Here is a 17,330-nt window from a genome sequence, read left to right as displayed (position 1 = left end):
AGATTGGAAAGGGGCAGTTTTCACATGTGGGAACAACAAACTGTCGGGAACTGTTGGGAAACATTGGCGGATAAAGCATTGGCGGGCGAATGCCTGACACGGGAGGAAGCATTGTCGGTGCTGCGGGCGGACGATGACGAACTACTGCCGCTGTTGCATGCAGCCTTTCGAGTTCGCCGCCATTATTTTGGGAAAAAAGTGAAACTGAATATGATCATCAACGCCAAAAGCGGTTTGTGCCCCGAAGATTGCGGATACTGTTCGCAGTCCATCGTGTCACAGGCACCGATCGAAAAATACACCTTTCTGAAAAAGGATGTACTCGTGGAGGGGGCCCGTCAAGCTTGGGAGAGAAAAGCGGGTACATACTGCATTGTCGCCAGCGGCCGCGGCCCATCGGAACGGGAACTGGAGGAAGTAATCGCTGCCGTTCGCGAAATCAAGCAGGAATTGCCGATGAAAATCTGCGCTTGTTTGGGCATTTTGACAGAGGATCAGGCGCGGCGGCTGAAAGAGGCCGGTGTTGACCGTTACAACCACAACCTGAACACCAGTGCTGATCATTATGCCAATATCACCACCACGCATACGTACGAGGACCGGGTACAAACTGTGGTGACGGCCAAACAGGCGGGTATTTCTCCTTGTTCCGGATGCATCGTAGGGATGGGGGAGACAGATGATCAGATTGTGGACGTGGCATACGCGTTGCGCGAATTGGATGCCGATTCGATCCCGGTCAACTTTTTGAACGCGATCCCCGGCACGCCGTTGGAAGGAATGGACGAACTCAACCCGCGACGTTGTCTGAAAGTGCTCTGTCTGTTCCGCTTCGTCTGCCCCACCAAGGAGATTCGCGTCTCCGGCGGTCGGGAGGTCAATCTGCGTTCGTTGCAGCCGTTTGCCTTGTACCCAGGTAACGCCATCTTCATTGGGGATTATCTCACAACGCCGGGGCAACAGGCGGAGCTGGATCATCAAATGATTCGGGATTTGGGATTTGAGATCGAGGAGTGTGCGCTGTGAACCTCTGGGAAGAAACCTTGCGCGAACAATTGGCTCGTTTGGAGCGGGAAGGGCGTCTCCGTTCCCTGGTGCCGGTCTCGCGTGCGGTGGACCCGGTGTTGGAACGAGACGGACGATCGCTGATCAATCTCTCCTCCAACAATTATCTGGGATTGGCGAACCATCCGGAGTTGATGGAAGCAGCTCAGAAAGGGGCGAGACGGGGAGCGGGTGCGACCGCTTCCCGTTTGATTGTGGGTCATGACGAGGAGACGGAACGTTTGGAACAGGAGATCGCCGCTTTTAAAGAAACGGAAGCCGCACTTGTGTTCGGATCCGGGTATACGGCGAATATGGGTGTTTTGTCCGCCTTGCTGCAACGAGGCGATGCAGTGTTCAGTGACAAGTGGAACCATGCGAGCATTATTGACGGCATTCGCCTGAGTAGGGCGACGCTGTTTCGGTATCGTCATCAGGACATGGATCATCTGGAAGCGCAGTTGCGTCAGGCAGAGAAAAAAGGCATTCGACGCAAGTTGATCGTGACCGACACGGTGTTCAGCATGGATGGGGATGTGGCTTGCTTGCACGACCTCGTCGCACTGAAGGAGCGTTACGACGCGGCATTGATGGTGGATGAGGCCCATGGCGGAGGCGTGTTCGGCCCCTATGGGGAAGGGGTCACTCACCACATGGGATTGGCTGGCAAGGTCGATCTGCATATGGGCACGTTCAGCAAGGCGTTTGGGGTCGTCGGTGCGTATGTGGCCGGCAGCCGGACATGGATTTCGTATCTCGTCAATACGTGTCGTCCCTTTATCTATACCACAGCATTGCCACCCGTCGTGATCGAAATGATTCGCACCTCCCTCCGGTTGGTGCGAGAGGCGGGAGACCGGCGGACCGCGCTTCATCGAAAAGCGACCCGTTTTCGCAACCGGTTGAAAGCGTTGGGTTTCAATGTCGGTCCGTCCGAAACGCAAATCGTCCCGTTGATCGTCGGTGACGTGCACGCTACCGTCAAACTGAGTCAATCTCTGATGGAGAGCGGGGTGCTGGCCGTTCCCATCCGTCCGCCTACCGTCCCAGAAGGAACTGCCCGACTGCGGTTTTCCCTGATGGCGACCCACACGGACGAGCATCTCGAAACTGTGATTGACGCGATTGAGCGGGCGGCTCGAACAGAGGGTGTGACCATCCATGATTGAAGAAACGTCTGTTTTGTGGTTGGCGGGTTGGAGCGCCCCGCCCTCCGTCTGGCAGCCGGTCATCGATCGCTTTTCCCGTAGCGATCCCCGCATCCGTCACCAACTGGTTGATGTGCACACTTTATTGGAAGGGGAAAGCGGAATGCCCCAGCAGGATCACGACTGGTTGGATGATGGGGTGTGGTGGGTAGTGGGCTGGTCGATGGGTGGGATGATGGCGTTGGAATGGGCGCGGATGGTTGCTGATCGTATACGGGGGGTTTTTGCGATCGGCGTGACGGATCAGTTCGTCCGGTCGCCTCGCTCACCTGACGGTTGGGATGAACGCGTGCTGCGGCGGATGGAACGGCGGTTGCCGGATGCTCCGGAACAAGTGCTGGCCGATTTCGACCGTCGGATGTTTTCTCTCGAAGAGGAGAAAGCAGGTTGGCCCATTCGGTGGCGTCAGTCATACCGAAATCAGCAGCAACCGGATGTTTCCGGACTGCTGGCTGGTTTGCACTATCTTCAGCGTTATTCGTTTCCGGATTCACCGTTGTCCGTTCCTGTTTTTCTGCTGCACGGCGAAGACGATGCGATTTGCCCCGTCTCAGGTGCCAGGCGTTTGGCCCGCATGCTTCCAGAGGCGGAATTGACAGTATGGAAAGGTGCAGGGCACTTGCCGTTTTGGACCCAACCCGAACGCTTTCATTTCTGGCTGAAGGAGCGGATGGACCGTGCTACTGGATAAAAAACGGGTGGCCCGTCAATTTAACCGCCATGTATCCACATACGACAATTACGCGGTTGTGCAGAAGCACATGGCCCATCATATGATGCAAACGCTGTCGGAGCGCGACGTCAGGGTGGAGCGGATTTTGGAAATCGGGTGCGGAACGGGGTATCTGACGCAATTATTGGCGGAGCGGTACCCTTCGGCGGCGATCACGGCGGTGGATTTGGCCGAAAACATGGTGAAAGCCGCGAGAGATCGATTGGGTCATGAGGCGACTGTTCATTTTTTGATCGGGGATGCGGAAACGATGGAGTGGGACGAGACATTTGATCTGATCATCTCCAATGCCACTGTGCAATGGTTTGGTGCTCCCGAGCATTCGTTTCGCGCATTGATCGACCATTTGCAGCCCGGTGGATGGATCGTGTTCTCCACATTCGGCCCCGACACCTTTCAGGAGCTGCACCAACAATTTCGAGAGGTGGAGCGTGCTCTTCGTCTGCCTTCGGGCATGCACGGATTGCGCCTGCGCCGCCCGGAGGAGTGGGAGCGCATCCTCCGATATGCCGGATTGACGGACGTGGGATCGATGGTTCGATGGCATCGGTTGGAATATCCGGATTGCTACGCCTTTCTGCAATCCATCAAGCAAACGGGGGCCAGTTACAGCGCTTCCTCCGCGGCTCCTCTGTCCGTTCAACGCAGCTTGCTGCACGAAGTGGTTCGCCGGTACAACCAGGTGTATCGGTCCAAATATGGTGTATATGCTACGTATCATCTCGTGCAGGTATGGGGGCGAAAAGGGGGGTGAACAATCGATAAACGGATTCCAAGTGGATCAGCTGGTTGATGAACTGACGGAGGAGAGGAAACATGCTCATCCGGCCAATTCGGGAAGCTGATGCGGAAGCGTGGTTGAATCTGAAAAGGGACGCAAGGTCTGATGGCTTATCTGGACGCTGTGGGAGGACGGGTTCGTTGCAATCGTTATCCCGCCTACTTGGTGGTGGGCATTCTTCAAGTCTGGAGAGGCAAGGGATTGGGAACGAGTCATGGAGGAGTGGGAACGGCAAAAAGAAATCCATCGTCTGGAATTAACCGTGATCATGCTTAACCGTGCGGTCATTGCATCTATCGGAAAATGGGCTTTGAAGTGGAAGGGGTCAAGCGGCACTCGCTCCGGGTGGCGGGTGCATATGTGGATGAATTTTTGATGGTCAAACTGCTGTTGATACGAAAAAAATCCCCGCACGTAATAGGGGGATTCTGGTTGTTGATATGGTCCGCGGGTTCCGAATTCCCCGGCTTACGCTTCGCGCGAGACAGGAAATTCGGACCCGCTCCCTGAAAAAATCGCGAGTGGTTAGACTGTTTGTGTCAAAAGAACAAACTCAAGGTTTTTGTTTTATTGCGTATTGGATGCATTCAAGGTGGAATGCTTGCGGGAATAGGTAAAGTAGACGATCAACCCGATCGTCAGCCAGATCAGAAACGCCGTCCAAGTGATCCACAACAATTGGGACATCAGGAAAGCACACAGCACGATCGACGCTGCCGGAACGAACGGGACGGCGGGACAACGGAATCCCCGCGGAAGATCGGGCTGGGTTTTACGCAGAATGATCACACTGACGGAGACCATAATGAATGCGAACAAGGTTCCAATGTTGACCAATTCTGCGATTTGGGTGATCGGCACCAACGCGCCGATCAGTCCGGCGATGATGCCCAACAACCAGGTGACACTGTAAGGGGTACGGTATTTTTTGTGTACGCGGGAAAACCATGCGGGCAACAGCCCATCTCGCGACATGGCGAACGCCACGCGGGTTTGGGCGTAAAGAATCACCAGCATCACCGTCGTCATGCCCACGATGGCACCGAGGTCGACAAACGCGGCGAACCAGTTTTGGCCGGCGATCTTCAGGGCAAGCGAGACCGGATGGTCTTCATGCCCGCGGATTTGCTGATAAGGGATGATCCCTGTCATAATGGCGGAAACCACCATGTACAATAAGGTGCAAATCCCCAATGAATACAATAATCCCCTCGGCAACGTGCGTGCCGGATCACGTGCTTCCTCGGCCGCAGTACTCACCGCATCAAATCCCAGGTAAGCCGAAAAGACAATCGCCGCAGCGGTAAAGATGCCTTTGGCTCCAAAAGGAGCGAACGGTTGCCAGTTAGCCGGCTTCACATAAAACACGCCGATCAGAATAAACAGCAGGACCACGCCGATTTTAACCAGAACCATCACGTTGTTGACCCGCTTGGACTCTTTGATGCCGCGGGACAACAACAGCGTGATCAGCATGACGATCAAAAAGGCGGGCAGGTTGAACAGCGTCGTCTTTCCGGGTACGGCCCCGGGGGCCGCCGTCAGAGCGTCGGGCAATTTCAGTCCGAATCCGCCGAGCAGCGATTGAAAGTAACCGGACCAGCCGGATGAAACGGCGCTGACGGCGAGCAAATATTCCAATACCATATCCCACCCGATGATCCAGGCGGCTAGTTCGCCCAAAGTAACGTAGCTGTATGTGTACACCGAACCGGACACGGGAACCGTGGAAGCGAACTCCGCGTACGCCAAAGCGGAAAATGCGCAGGCCAGTCCGGCGATGACAAATGACACCATCAATCCGGGACCTGCTTTTAGCGCACCGGTACCGGTCAAAACAAAAATACCGGTGCCGATGATGGCGCCGATGCCGAGCAGGGTGAGATCCCATACACCCAATTCCCTTTTCAGACCTTGGCTTTGCAGACTGTTATCAATGAGCGAACGGACATTTTTTCTTCGAAACAAATCCAATTCCAATACCCCCAGGCAACAATGTCTCCACTTCGCGGAATAGTATCGCAATTCTGTCCAGAGAGATCATCACTTCACATGTTCTATATATTAACGCGTTGGGGTATCAAAAAGCAAAGGAAAAAACAAGAAAAAAGCCCCGGTTATCCGGGGCGCGGCTGCTGACAAAGTGATTGAGACGGGAATTCGGAGCTTGCGGACTTTGTCAACAACCTGACCCCAGTTACCCGGGGATTTGTCATGTTCGTTATAATTACTGATCCAGATGGATCGTCGATTGCGTGTTCAACGACGAGCGCTTACGGGAATACGTGAAGTAAATCGCCAAACCGATGGCCAGCCAAACGGCGAAGCGGATCCAGGTCAATAGAGGTAGATGCGCCATCAGGAAACCGCAGAAGACGATCGCCAAGAGCGGAATCCATGGCACCGCCGGGCAACGGAATGCACGGGGCAGATCCGGTTGCGTTTTGCGCAGGATGATGACGGCGATCGAGATCATGACGAAGGCAGCCAGGGTACCCATGTTGACCAGTTCCGCGATGTCTCCCAGTGGAACCAGTGCGCCAATTAACGCTGCAACAGTTCCCAAAATCCAAGTCGCACCGAAAGGCGTGCGGTATTTTTCATGTACGTTGGAGAACCCTTTTGGCAACAGGCCGTCACGGGACATGGCGAAAATGACCCGTGTCTGTCCGTACAACATCACCAGCATCACGGTGGTCATCCCGAGAATGGCACCAAGGCTGATGAAACCGGCGAACCAGTTTTGTCCCACCATATTCAATGCCAGCGCGACCGGACGGTCTTCATAGCCAGCGAATCGTTGGTAAGGTACGATCCCGGTCAAGATCGCAGTGACCACGATGTACAGCAGGGTGCAAATTCCCAACGAGTACAGGATCCCGCGGGGCAGGTCACGGCCGGGATTCCGCGTTTCTTCGGCCGCCGTGCTGACGGCGTCAAAGCCGAGGTACGCGAAGAAGACCAGTGCCGCCGCGTTGAAGACGCCTCCCCAGCCAAACGGCATAAACGGTTGCCAGTGGGCGGGTTTCACATACCACACACCGACGAGGATAAATGCAAGAACCACCGCCACTTTCAGGACCACCATCACGTTGTTGGCTCGTTTGGACTCCCGAATCCCGCGCGCCAGCAAGAACGTGAGCAACATGACAATCAGGAATGCCGGCAAGTTGAAGTAGGTCGTTGTGTTTTTCAAGGCTCCCGGTGCTGCGGTCAACACCGTCGGCAAGTGGATACCAAACCCCTCAAGCAGGGATTGGAAGTAACCCGACCAACCGGCGGAAACCGCACTGACAGCCAACAGATATTCCAGAATCAAGTCCCAACCGATAATCCACGCCCAAAATTCGCCCATGATGGCGTAGCTGTAGGTATAGACGGAACCGGCCACCGGTACGGTCGAGGCGAATTCCGCGTAGGACAGCGCCGCGAATACACAGGCCAGTCCGGCGACGACAAAAGAAAGGATCAGTCCCGGTCCCGCTTTGAGCGCACCTTCACCGGTCAGCACGAAAATCCCCGTGCCAATGATGGCACCGATGCCGAGCAGGGTTAGATCCCATGCACCCAACTCCTTGCGCAGAGTTCGACCTTGTTGCGTGGTTTTGATTAGATCAGGAATGCTTTTTTTGCGAAAAAGACTCATGTAAGACCCCCCTTGAAAAGAAACATGTGCGAATGAAAGCTCTCGCTACATGATTATTCGCCGTCAATAAAGTTCATCCCTTTCGAATAATCAGTCAATTTTGGCGCGGAAAAAGAATTGGTAGATGATTCCCTATTATCTGTATAAAAGGGAGACAGATTGCTAAGGATATGTTACGTTTTTCATGTATCCCCAATAAAGGAGGCAATTGTGCATGTTCAAAACCCTGCTGGCTTCGTTGGGAGTGGGCGCCGCCAAGATTGATCTGATACTCGATGATGCCACCGTCACCATGGGTCAACCCGTCAACGGCAAGTTGGTGCTGACCGGTGGGAACGTGGGACAGAAAATTGAAAAATTGACGGTCGAATTTCATGTGACATCAGCTTTTCAACGCGGTGACCAAACAATATATGTTGATGATACAGTATCCACAATCCCTGTGACAATGGATTCTTTTACCATCCACCCCGGCGAGGTGCAGGAATTTTCCTTCTCGTTCGTCTGTCCGGCGTATTTGCCGGTGTCCTCGGTACATACGAGATATGATTTTCGCAGCAATCTAGCGATCGCGGCCGGGATCGATGCCAAGGACCGGGACACGGTCGTCGTCCGACCGCAAGGGTTGTTGCGCAATTTCTTGGAAGGGTTTCAGCGATTGGGATTTATCCCCCGCTCGGAGGGATACACCGGGATCAGGAACGGTGGCGTGCAAATTATCCAGTTTCAACCGACCGACTGGATGCGAGGTGCATTTGATGAAGTGGTGTTTTCATACACGCCAGCTCGGACGCAAGAGCGGATCGAAGGGCATTTTGAGTTGGACAAGAAGACACAAGGCTTGATCGGCATGCTTGCCGATCACCTGGATCTGGACGAGAAAAAGGGGTATTTCCGTTTTGAGGCGGCGGAGTTAGCCACCGTCGAACAGGCAGCGGAAACCATCAAGCGGTTTATCGAACGGAACACGCAGGGATTGATCACAGGGTAGGGGTTGTCTGGTCATTCGCTAACGTGAGAGAAGGGTGGCCTGAATCGTGAGCGACCTTTGAAAAGTCCTCCGGACCGTGTGAGGTTGAGTCCTCAAAAATTCTTAATGTATATCTAATGCCCCCCAAAATGCGGGTGTGCTATTATTTGAATCGTAAGACATGGAAAAGGAGGAAGTGTCATTGTTCAAGACATTGCTTGCATCGCTCGGAATCGGTTCCGCACGCATTGACCTTGTGCTGGATCGCGATGAAGTCATTATGGGCGAAAAAGTAACGGGTCAACTGTACGTCTACGGCGGAAATGTGAAGCAGGAGATTGAAGGGCTGTCCGTCGATCTGCGTTTGCAATCCCATCACGCCAAAACGGCGCAGGAAATGGAAGAAACCGTTTGCACAATCGAAGTGACCGACGAGGAATTCACCTTGCGTCCGGGTGTGGAAATGAAATTTCCGTTCTCATTCGTATGTCCGTACACTTTGCCTATTTCCTCGATCAATACAAAATATTACTTTATGTCCAATCTGGAAATCGACAACGGGATCGACGCCAAGGATCGGGACTTCATCAAAATCAAACCGGCCGGGCCGATCGAGCAATTCCTTGAAGGCATGTACGAGCTGGGAATGGAGCTGAAATGGGAAGGATTGTCCGGGAAAGAGGACGAGTATTTGCAAATGTTCCAATTCCGCCCGACTGATTGGCTTAAAGGCCAGGCGGATGAAATCATCTTCTGGTATGATACGGTCAAATCGAAAAAAGAACTGCGTGGCTTTTTTGAGTTCGACGGACAGTTTGCAGGCGAAGGTGGGGATCTGGCTGACTTCCTCAACTTAGACGAGTCTTCCGGTGCTTTCGTGTTTACCCGGGAACAACTGGCAACACGGGAGTCGGCGGCGGAAACGATTCGAGCTCATTTGAAACGCCATTTAAAAGGGCTGAAGGTTTGACAGTCAGCATCTAACCGGTTTTGCATATGGGATCTCCCTCAGATTGAGTCAAAGATATGATTTCTTAGAGGCGCTGTCTTCCACGGCAATTTGGGTGGAAAATCAGCGCCTTTTTCATTTGTGGAGATTTTGTGACAGAAAAAAAGGACCGCTGCGTCGCGGTCCTTTTTCTTATCCCCAGATCACAGGATTGCCGGTTTCTGCAGACGCCTGGAACAAGTTGATCAACGGTTGAAGGATGTAGTCGAAGTCTTTCCCCGATATCATCCGCTTCTCCACTTGTAGCATACGGGGCAGCCGTTCCCCATCCTGAATCGACAGGGTGGACAAGATGTGGGCACCGGAGTGGAGATCTTGAAATAAAACGCCTTCTCCATCAGATTTTCTTTTCTGTTCGAAGCGGATGGACCGAAACAGGATTTTTTCCACCTTCAGATCCCGCTCCGCCAGTTTACCGACGAAAAACCCTTCTTCATCCAGGCCGATGGCAGTACGATCTTGTCCATTCCATCCTAGAAAGCTGACTGCATCGGAGTTGTGTAGGTAGAGCATTTCCCCCGTTTCTCCGTCCATGAGAAGGACGCCCGTTCCCAAATCGGTTCCCTGTCGAACATTATTCAGTTCTTCCAAGGCCCTGCGAGCCAGTGCAGCGTCCGTTCGCCCCTCGTTACCGGAGGGAAGTGCCTCATACAGTGCCGGGAAACGTTGCCAACCAGCCTGCTCCAACACTTGTAAAAAACGAGTGTATCCTTCCCAATCGGTGATCCGTTCGTCTGCATACCATAAGTTGGGATGTGGACAACACGATCCCAACCACTCGTCAAACATGGCGAGATATTCGTCAAACCGTTCGTATTCCATTGGAAGGTCGAGATCCGGGTAACCTTCCTCATCCGTCACGATGTAGGGACGAATAGCTTCCGGAGGCGGTTCGGTGATCCCCTCCCGGAAACAGTTACAATACACGACAGCATCCAGTCCCATCATCCTTCTCCTTTCTCACAGGGAGTGTGGTCATACCAGGTCCGAGGAAAGGGGTGGTCTTTTTCCCGCGAGCGACATTGGCATGTTGCGAAACAGGAGCGAGGGGAAAAAGACACGCGATCTGACTGATCGAACGGTTTGCGGACGTTTCGTAGAGTCGATGGCAGGTGACGGCTCCCGTCCTTTGGTTGGACATGTCATGTCTCATTGTACCACAACCGATCTAAGACCACCGCTGTTCGTATATAACCGTGTATTCCAACCGTTTTACACGAAATTAGTCGAAAAAGCGTCATCATCTTTGCAAAATCGTGCTTTACATCAGAGGGGGAGCTGTTGCATAATTGCATGAAAAACGATACAATGCACTCTTGATTTTCATTTCAATACAATGCACTCTTGATTTTCATTTCAAAAAGGAATGAGTTACACGAATCAATGATGGTGGAAAGGCGGTGAACCGATGGATTCCGGTTACATATACGCAACGTATCTCATACAAGGGGCATCGGATTTGGAGAAGAAAGCCCGCGGTATCGCTGTCGGATTGACGGTAGGGACATGGACTGAGTTGCCTCGGGCAAAGCAGGAGAAGATGGCCCCCTATTTGGGTAAGGTGGAAGAAGTCGCTCGGCTGGAGCCGGCTGTTGATGGTACACCTCGCGGTCGAATCACCATCGGGTATCCAGTGCGCAATCTGACGGCTGACCTGCCGGCCGTGTTGACGACCGTATTCGGTAAATTGTCGATGGACGGCAAAATAAAATTGATTGATCTGCAATTGCCGGATGAATTTTTGTCCCGTTTTCCGGGACCGCGGTTTGGCATCGAAGGCATCCGCGAGCGTTTGGGCGTACACGACCGGCCGCTGTTGATGAGCATTTTCAAGCAATGTATCGGTCTTCCCCTTGACGAGTTGGAAACGGAGTACCAAAAGCAAATAGAAGGTGGCGTCGATCTGGTCAAAGATGACGAAATATTTTTCCGGGACGATTTGGCTCCGGTGGAGCAACGGGTAAGTGCGATTGAACGGCGCAACCGTGCTTGGGAAGAGCAGACCGGTAAGAAAGTCTTGTATGCGGTCAATCTGACTGGTCCCGTCACGCAATTGCTCGATCGGGCCAAGCGCTTGGTCGAAGCCGGAGCTTCCTGCCTGCTGCTCAACGTGGCGCCGTATGGATGGGATGTATTGCATCGATTGGCGGAGGATCCGGACATCTCCGTTCCGATCATGGCGCATCCGGCGTTTACCGGTGCCATTTACGCATCCCCCGATCACGGGCTGTCCGCCGCGTTGCTGTTGGGCAAATTCCTGCGCTGGGCGGGGGCGGATATCGTACTGTATCCGTCACCGTACGGCAGTGTGGCCATGCCGAGAGAAGAAGCGCTTAAAGTGGCACAGCATCTGCGGGAGAACAATGGAGCACACCGACCGGCATTCCCCGCTCCCTCGGCCGGAATCCATCCGGGGTTGGTGCCCGTGCTGTACCGCGATTTCGGCAGGGACGCGATTGTCAACGCCGGAGGCGGTATTCACGGACATCCGGATGGGTCGACGCAGGGTGGTCGCGCTTTTGTCGATGCCATCAAAGCGGTGGTATCCGGTGTGACGTTGGAGGAAAAAGCGGAAACGTCGGCGGCACTGCGCAAGGCTATTGATGCGTGGGGAGTGGTGAAAGCGTGACGCAAGCGCGCAAACGCGTCATTTTTTGCGACTTTGACGGCACGATTACGAACAATGACAATATCGTGCAGATCATGAAACACTTTGATCCACCCGGCTGGAATCGCATCGTGGATGATATCCTGTCGCGACGGATCAGTGTTCGCCGGGGCGTGGGGCAGTTGTTTGCACTGCTTCCATCCGCCCGGAGGGAAGAAATCGTCTCCTACGTTCTGGAACAGGCTGAGATCCGGCCGGGATTTGAGGAATTTCTGGCATTTTGCCGCGAGAAGAACATCCGCCTGCTGATCACCAGCGGGGGAATCGATTTTTTCGTCTATCCGATTTTGTCCAGATTCGACATCCCCCGCGACGACATTTACTGCAACGCCAGCGACTTTTCAGGGGAGACGATTCAGATCCTGTGGCCGCATTCCTGTGACGAGCACTGCGACAATGACTGCGGCATGTGTAAAACCAGTATCATCCGATCCTTTTCTTCGGAGCGGTACGAAAAAATCGTGATCGGCGACAGCGTCACCGATTTGGCGGGGGCCCGGTTGGCCGACTGGGTGCTGGCGCGGGGCTACCTGCTGGAGAAATGCCGGGAGCTGAATCTTCCGCACGCGCCGTTCGATACCTTTTATGATTGTATCGACCGGTTGAGCTCCCCGGTTGGTGTGGAGTGAGGAGGAAGGCAACGTGACAGTGAACCAAACAAGCAATCGGGGGATCGAAGTCCCGCTCGAAGCGGTGCAACAGGCGTTCGATACCTTACGGCAGATCAAAACGCGCTTGGCCGAACGCGGTTGGTTTCCCGCCACGAGCGGCAATCTGTCCGTCAAAGTGGCGTATGGCGAAACACCGGTGATCGCCATTACGGCCAGCGGCAAAGACAAAGCGGTGCACACCCCGGAGGACTTTTTGCTGGTGGATGAAAACGGTGTTCCGGTGGCGCCCACGGAACTGAAGCCGTCTGCGGAGACGGCGGTGCATACGGCGCTGTATCGGAAGTTTTCAGAGTGTGGGGCGGTGTTTCACGTTCACACCGTCTCCAACAACTTGGTTTCCGATTTGTACGGTGACGACGGGGCCGTCACCTTTACCAACCATGAACTGATTAAAGCGTTGGGACATTGGGAGGAAGGTGCCAGTGTCACGGTACCGATTGTGCTCAACCACACCCATATCCCTGCATTGGCAGCTGCAGTGGAACGGGTGGCGTCCTGGGACAGCCGGGGCGTGTTGATCCGCAACCACGGGATTTACGCTTGGGGGGAAGATGCTTTTTCCGCTTTGCGCCATTTGGAAGCTTGGGAGTTTTTGTTTGAGTATGAAATCAAGCGGCGTTTGTTGATGAGTAGGTAGTAGAGCAGGGCGATTATTTCAATCATTTGGTAAATAGAGTTTTTCATATGAGAGGAGCGATGACGATGGCAAGCATCCGCATTCGAAATACGGGAGAACGGATCGAAGGAGAAGCAAACGTTCGCGCTTTTCTGGAAGACCAAGGTGTGTTGTACGAACATTGGGACACAGAAAAACTGCCGGAAAAGCTGAAGGACAAATTCGTCCTGACCGATGAGGAGAAAGAGGAGATTTTGCGGGCGTACGACGAAGATATCCGCTCATTGGCCGAGCGCAACGGCTATGTGAAATGGGATGTGGTGGCGCTGTCACCGGAAACGCCCAACTTGGGCGAGTTGCTGAAGAAGTTTGAGCAGGTTCACGTTCACACGGAAGATGAAGTAAGAGCCATCGCCGCCGGCAACGGCATTTTTACGATCAAGGGCAAAGAGGAAACAGGCTATTTCGATGTGGAACTGTCCGCTGGTGACGTCATCTCGGTTCCGGTGAACACCCCGCACTTCTTTACGCTGATGGAGAACCGGCGAGTAGTGGCAATTCGCTTGTTCATCGACCCGTCGGGGTGGGTGGCCCATCCGGTGGATGACCCGGCATTTCAACCGTAACTGACCATCGGAGAGGGGTTCTCGATGCGAAGCGGAGGCCGTCTCCCAGCCTAATGGCTGATGAAGAAATACAGAGCGATGCTGAGACGGCTTTCCACGTTATTGAGTGTTGATTTGGACTATCCTGTAACCCAATGCGAGTATACCGAATCTTCGACCGGATGGAATGTTTAGGAATTATTGTAAATCAGATAATGCAAAACGATTGCGAGGGAGGAGAGGGGATATGTCAAATTACCATCCGTTGACGGAAGCTGAAGCGGTTCAATACGCGCGTTCCATTCCGGGATTGTTTTCCGATGGGGCTGTATTAACCAGCAGGGAAATCGGGGACGGCAATCTGAATCTCGTGTTTCACATCCGGGAGGAAGGCCGGGAAAAGGGGGTCATTCTCAAGCAGGCACTCCCTTATGCCCGTGTGGTCGGTGAATCATGGCCGCTCACGTTGGATCGGGCGCGCATCGAATCCGAAGCGTTGCAGGTACAGGCGAAACTGGCGGAGGGTTTGGTTCCTCGTGTGTACAAGTATGATCCTGACTTGGCTCTGACAGTCATGGAAGACCTGACCGATCATATCGTGATGCGAAAAGGGTTGATCGCTCGTCAACAATATCCGTATTTCGCCGAGCACATGGCACGGTTTTTGGCTCGAACGCTCTTCTTCACCTCCGATTTTTATGTGGATCGTCAGGAGAAAAAAGAGTGGGTGCGCCGGTTTCTTAACCCGCAAATGTGCGACATCACCGAAGGATTGGTCTTTACCGATCCCTATTACGATGCAGAAACGAACTCGTTCAACCCATTGATCAGGACCGAGGTGGAAGCGATCTGGCGGGATGATGCGCTCAAGCGGGAGATTGCCGAATTGAAAGAGGCGTTTATGACGCAGGCGCAAGCGTTGGTACACGGCGATTTGCACACGGGTTCGGTCATGGTTACGGAGACGAGCACCAAGGTGATTGACCCGGAATTCGCTTATTATGGGCCGATGGGCTTCGACATCGGTGCATTGTTTGCCAACCTGCTGTTGTCTTACGCCTCTCACGAGGGACATACCGCGGACGAAGAAATCCGAATCGCCTATCAAGAATGGCTGTTGGAAACGATTGAAACCATCTGGAACGGATTTGAGGAACAATTTTCCGCTCTGTGGCAGGAGCATGTCACGGATGAGATGTGGCGTGTACCGGGATACCGTGAACGCTTCCTCACCCGCGTGCTCCAAGACAGTGCCGGTTTCGCAGGTTGCAAGATGTTGCGCCGTGTGATCGGGCTGGCCCCGGTAGCTGACCTAGAGACCATCGAAGATCCGCAGGTGCGCGCGGAGGCAGAAATGTTGGCTCTCCACATCGGTCAGGCGTTGATCAATCGGCGGAAGACGCTGGAAAAGATCGGACAGTTGACGGCTTGGGTCCGGGAAATAGCCAAAGAGAAGGTGGCGAAGTGAGATGACGATTTCGATGGAAAAAATCCCGCACCCACGTTCCGTTGTCTGGCAGGAAGACCGGCTCCTGCTGCTGGACCAGCGGCGCTTGCCCGCTGAGACGGTCTATCTGGAACTGACGACACCCGAGGAAGTGCGAGAAGCGATCGTGAAACTGGCGGTGAGAGGGGCGCCGGCGATCGGTACGGCGGCGGCGTTCGGGATGTATCTGGGAGTGAAGGATGTGCCGGATGCGGATGCGGGCCGATTATGGTCCACCTTGCGCCGGGTGGGGGAAGATCTTCGCTCTGCTCGGCCCACTGCGGTCAACCTCTCTTGGGCGCTGGAACGAATCCGGAGGCGGTTGGAAACGCTGAAGGAACGCCCGGTTTCGGAGCTGAAGGCCGCTTTATTGGCGGAAGCGCACGCGATCCAACGAGAAGATGCAGAAATGTGCAGGAAGATCGGCGAGCATTTGCTCACATTGTTGGAAGACGGGATGGGTGTGCTGACGCATTGCAACGCGGGCGGATTGGCCACGGCAGCATACGGCACGGCGTTGGCGCCATTGTATCTGGCAAAGGAAAGGGGATGGCATCTGCGCGTCTTTGCCGACGAGACGCGTCCGGTCCTGCAGGGCGCCAGGCTGACTGCATACGAGTTGCAGCAGGCGGGCATTGACGTCACACTGATCTGTGACAACATGGCGGCTGCCGTGATGCAGAAGGGATGGGTGCAGGCGGTGATCGTGGGAACGGACCGCGTCGCAGCCAACGGAGATGTGGCCAACAAAATTGGTACCTATGGACTGGCCGTGTTGGCCAAAGCACACGGGATCCCCTTCTATGTGGCCGCACCGACGTCTTCCATCGATTTGCAGACGCCCACGGGGGCGGACATCCCCATCGAAGAGCGGCCCGTAGAGGAGATCACCAAGGGATTCGGCCTTGCCACCGCGCCGGAAGGGGTTCGGGTGTATAACCCTGCATTCGATGTCACCCCGGCCGAACTCGTCACTGCGATCATTACTGAGCATGGCGTGATCCGTCCGCCGTTTGGACCTGGTTTGCAGGAAGCGGTTCAACGTTCGCAAGGGTGAGGGGAAATAGATGCAGCCTCCCAAACGCCGCGGGATTCGAATTCCCGTAACTGCATCGCACTTGACGGGAAATTCGGGCCTGCTCCTCTAAGTGAGGGGGCCGTTTTCCTGCGAGTGACCTTTGAACTTGTTGAAAGAGGAGCGAGAGGGAAAACGGAACTGTGGGTTTGACTACCCTGTCATCAACCTGTGCGCCCCTACGGGCGCTTTTCTTGTATTTTTCATTCAAGTGGACGAAGATAGGGTTTGGAAGAGGAAAATGTGAAAACCAACGAGAAAGGAGCAACATTTTTTTAGTTGTTGTAGTATTTATAAAATACTGATACAACTAAAACTATGGGACAAGCATAGAGTTGTTTTCTGCCCACGTTATCGCAGAAAAGTGTTGTAAACCAAGTGGAAGAGCGATTCAGACAGTTGGTGAAAGACATTTGTCAGGAAAACGGCTGGGATATCCTTGCCATGGACCCAGATCAACACGGAGTTTGCAAACTGGCTCTTGCTTCATCCCGACGTGAACAAGGCGACCAGCAAGATTTTCAAGGAGTTTTCTGACGAGAAGTTCCCGTCTGCCATCATTAACCAAACGATCTGGGGTGTGAGATCGCAGAAGAAACACCAACAAGCTCGGGTATTCAGGAGGATGTGGTGTTCGTTCAACAATCAGAACCTGAAAGTCGAGAAAAATGGTGACTTCTACACGGTGTCGTTCCCTATGCTGGAGAAGCGCATCGGTGTGCCGGTTGTGGCTCGGTCATATCAGCAACAATGGCTGGATCGGATCATCGACGGAATGGCCAAACAAGGAACGGCGAGACTCTACAAGAAGAAGCGCA

15 protein-coding genes and 1 pseudogene are annotated in these 17,330 nt (G+C 53.9%); 13 read left to right on the top strand and 3 right to left on the bottom strand.

What is annotated here, in order from left to right; translation table 11 throughout:
* Positions 1 to 24 precede the first annotated feature (24 nt).
* Genes bioB through bioC form a run of 4 tightly spaced genes read left to right on the top strand, consistent with a single transcriptional unit; the run spans position 25 to position 3,739 of the window.
* Positions 25 to 1,026, top strand: coding sequence for a biotin synthase BioB (bioB, locus tag NWF35_RS10185; RefSeq protein ID WP_301238949.1), 1,002 nt, complete (start codon positions 25 to 27; stop codon positions 1,024 to 1,026).
* The gene (gene bioF, locus NWF35_RS10180; protein ID WP_301238948.1) at positions 1,023 to 2,213 is read left to right on the top strand and encodes an 8-amino-7-oxononanoate synthase; all 1,191 of its coding nucleotides are present in this window, start codon (positions 1,023 to 1,025) and stop codon (positions 2,211 to 2,213) included. The genes bioB and bioF overlap by 4 nt, the downstream gene beginning before the upstream one ends.
* Positions 2,206 to 2,943 (top strand): alpha/beta fold hydrolase, encoded by a 738-nt coding sequence (locus NWF35_RS10175; protein ID WP_301238947.1) that lies wholly within the window; start codon positions 2,206 to 2,208, stop codon positions 2,941 to 2,943. Before bioF ends, NWF35_RS10175 begins: the two co-directional genes overlap by 8 nt.
* On the top strand, positions 2,930 to 3,739 hold the full coding sequence (gene bioC / locus NWF35_RS10170) for a malonyl-ACP O-methyltransferase BioC (protein WP_301238946.1): 810 nt from the start codon (positions 2,930 to 2,932) through the stop codon (positions 3,737 to 3,739). The genes NWF35_RS10175 and bioC overlap by 14 nt, the downstream gene beginning before the upstream one ends.
* 594 nt (positions 3,740 to 4,333) lie before the next feature.
* Here the strand turns inward: bioC and bcaP (NWF35_RS10165) are convergent.
* Both bcaP (NWF35_RS10165) and bcaP (NWF35_RS10160) read right to left on the bottom strand, forming a co-directional pair.
* Entirely contained in the window at positions 4,334 to 5,746 is a 1,413-nt protein-coding gene (gene bcaP / locus NWF35_RS10165; RefSeq protein WP_301238945.1) for a branched-chain amino acid transporter BcaP, read from the bottom strand.
* A 247-nt stretch (positions 5,747 to 5,993) separates the two neighbouring features.
* Positions 5,994 to 7,412: a branched-chain amino acid transporter BcaP gene (gene bcaP, locus NWF35_RS10160; protein WP_301238944.1), complete on the bottom strand. Its 1,419-nt coding sequence runs from the start codon at positions 7,410 to 7,412 to the stop codon at positions 5,994 to 5,996.
* A gap of 214 nt (positions 7,413 to 7,626) precedes the next feature.
* On the opposite strand from bcaP (NWF35_RS10160), the gene NWF35_RS10155 reads away from it, so the two are divergent.
* Positions 7,627 to 8,403 carry a sporulation protein gene (locus NWF35_RS10155; RefSeq protein WP_301238943.1) on the top strand — a complete coding sequence of 259 codons (777 nt, stop codon included), beginning with the start codon at positions 7,627 to 7,629 and terminating at the stop codon, positions 8,401 to 8,403.
* A 181-nt stretch (positions 8,404 to 8,584) separates the two neighbouring features.
* Entirely contained in the window at positions 8,585 to 9,352 is a 768-nt protein-coding gene (locus NWF35_RS10150) for a sporulation protein (RefSeq protein WP_301238942.1), read from the top strand.
* 171 nt (positions 9,353 to 9,523) lie between these two features.
* Here the strand turns inward: NWF35_RS10150 and NWF35_RS10145 are convergent, their stop codons facing one another.
* Positions 9,524 to 10,336 carry a hypothetical protein gene (locus NWF35_RS10145; RefSeq protein WP_301238941.1) on the bottom strand — a complete coding sequence of 271 codons (813 nt, stop codon included), beginning with the start codon at positions 10,334 to 10,336 and terminating at the stop codon, positions 9,524 to 9,526.
* 463 nt (positions 10,337 to 10,799) lie between these two features.
* Between NWF35_RS10145 and NWF35_RS10140 the strand changes: the two genes are divergently transcribed.
* The 7 genes and pseudogenes from NWF35_RS10140 to NWF35_RS10110 all read left to right on the top strand — a co-directional run.
* Positions 10,800 to 12,020 carry a 2,3-diketo-5-methylthiopentyl-1-phosphate enolase gene (locus NWF35_RS10140; RefSeq protein ID WP_301238940.1) on the top strand — a complete coding sequence of 407 codons (1,221 nt, stop codon included), beginning with the start codon at positions 10,800 to 10,802 and terminating at the stop codon, positions 12,018 to 12,020.
* Positions 12,017 to 12,688, top strand: a complete 672-nt coding sequence (locus tag NWF35_RS10135; RefSeq protein ID WP_301238939.1) for a 2-hydroxy-3-keto-5-methylthiopentenyl-1-phosphate phosphatase — start codon at positions 12,017 to 12,019, stop codon at positions 12,686 to 12,688. Before NWF35_RS10140 ends, NWF35_RS10135 begins: the two co-directional genes overlap by 4 nt.
* A gap of 13 nt (positions 12,689 to 12,701) precedes the next feature.
* Complete coding sequence (gene mtnB, locus NWF35_RS10130; RefSeq protein ID WP_301238938.1) at positions 12,702 to 13,367, top strand: methylthioribulose 1-phosphate dehydratase; 666 nt, start codon at positions 12,702 to 12,704, stop codon at positions 13,365 to 13,367.
* Between the two features lie 65 nt (positions 13,368 to 13,432).
* The gene (locus tag NWF35_RS10125; RefSeq protein WP_301238937.1) at positions 13,433 to 13,972 is read left to right on the top strand and encodes a 1,2-dihydroxy-3-keto-5-methylthiopentene dioxygenase; all 540 of its coding nucleotides are present in this window, start codon (positions 13,433 to 13,435) and stop codon (positions 13,970 to 13,972) included.
* 226 nt (positions 13,973 to 14,198) lie between these two features.
* Entirely contained in the window at positions 14,199 to 15,419 is a 1,221-nt protein-coding gene (gene mtnK / locus NWF35_RS10120) for an S-methyl-5-thioribose kinase (RefSeq protein ID WP_301238936.1), read from the top strand.
* A gap of 1 nt (position 15,420) precedes the next feature.
* Entirely contained in the window at positions 15,421 to 16,494 is a 1,074-nt protein-coding gene (gene mtnA / locus NWF35_RS10115) for an S-methyl-5-thioribose-1-phosphate isomerase (RefSeq protein ID WP_301238935.1), read from the top strand.
* Positions 16,495 to 16,951: 457 nt separating this feature from the next.
* Positions 16,952 to 17,330 (top strand): annotated as a pseudogene (locus NWF35_RS10110) (RNA-guided endonuclease TnpB family protein); the annotation flags it as partial.

This window comes from Polycladomyces subterraneus (assembly GCF_030433435.1).
Taxonomy (GTDB): domain Bacteria; phylum Bacillota; class Bacilli; order Thermoactinomycetales; family JIR-001; genus Polycladomyces; species Polycladomyces subterraneus.
This window is presented reverse-complemented; position numbering and strand designations above follow the sequence as displayed.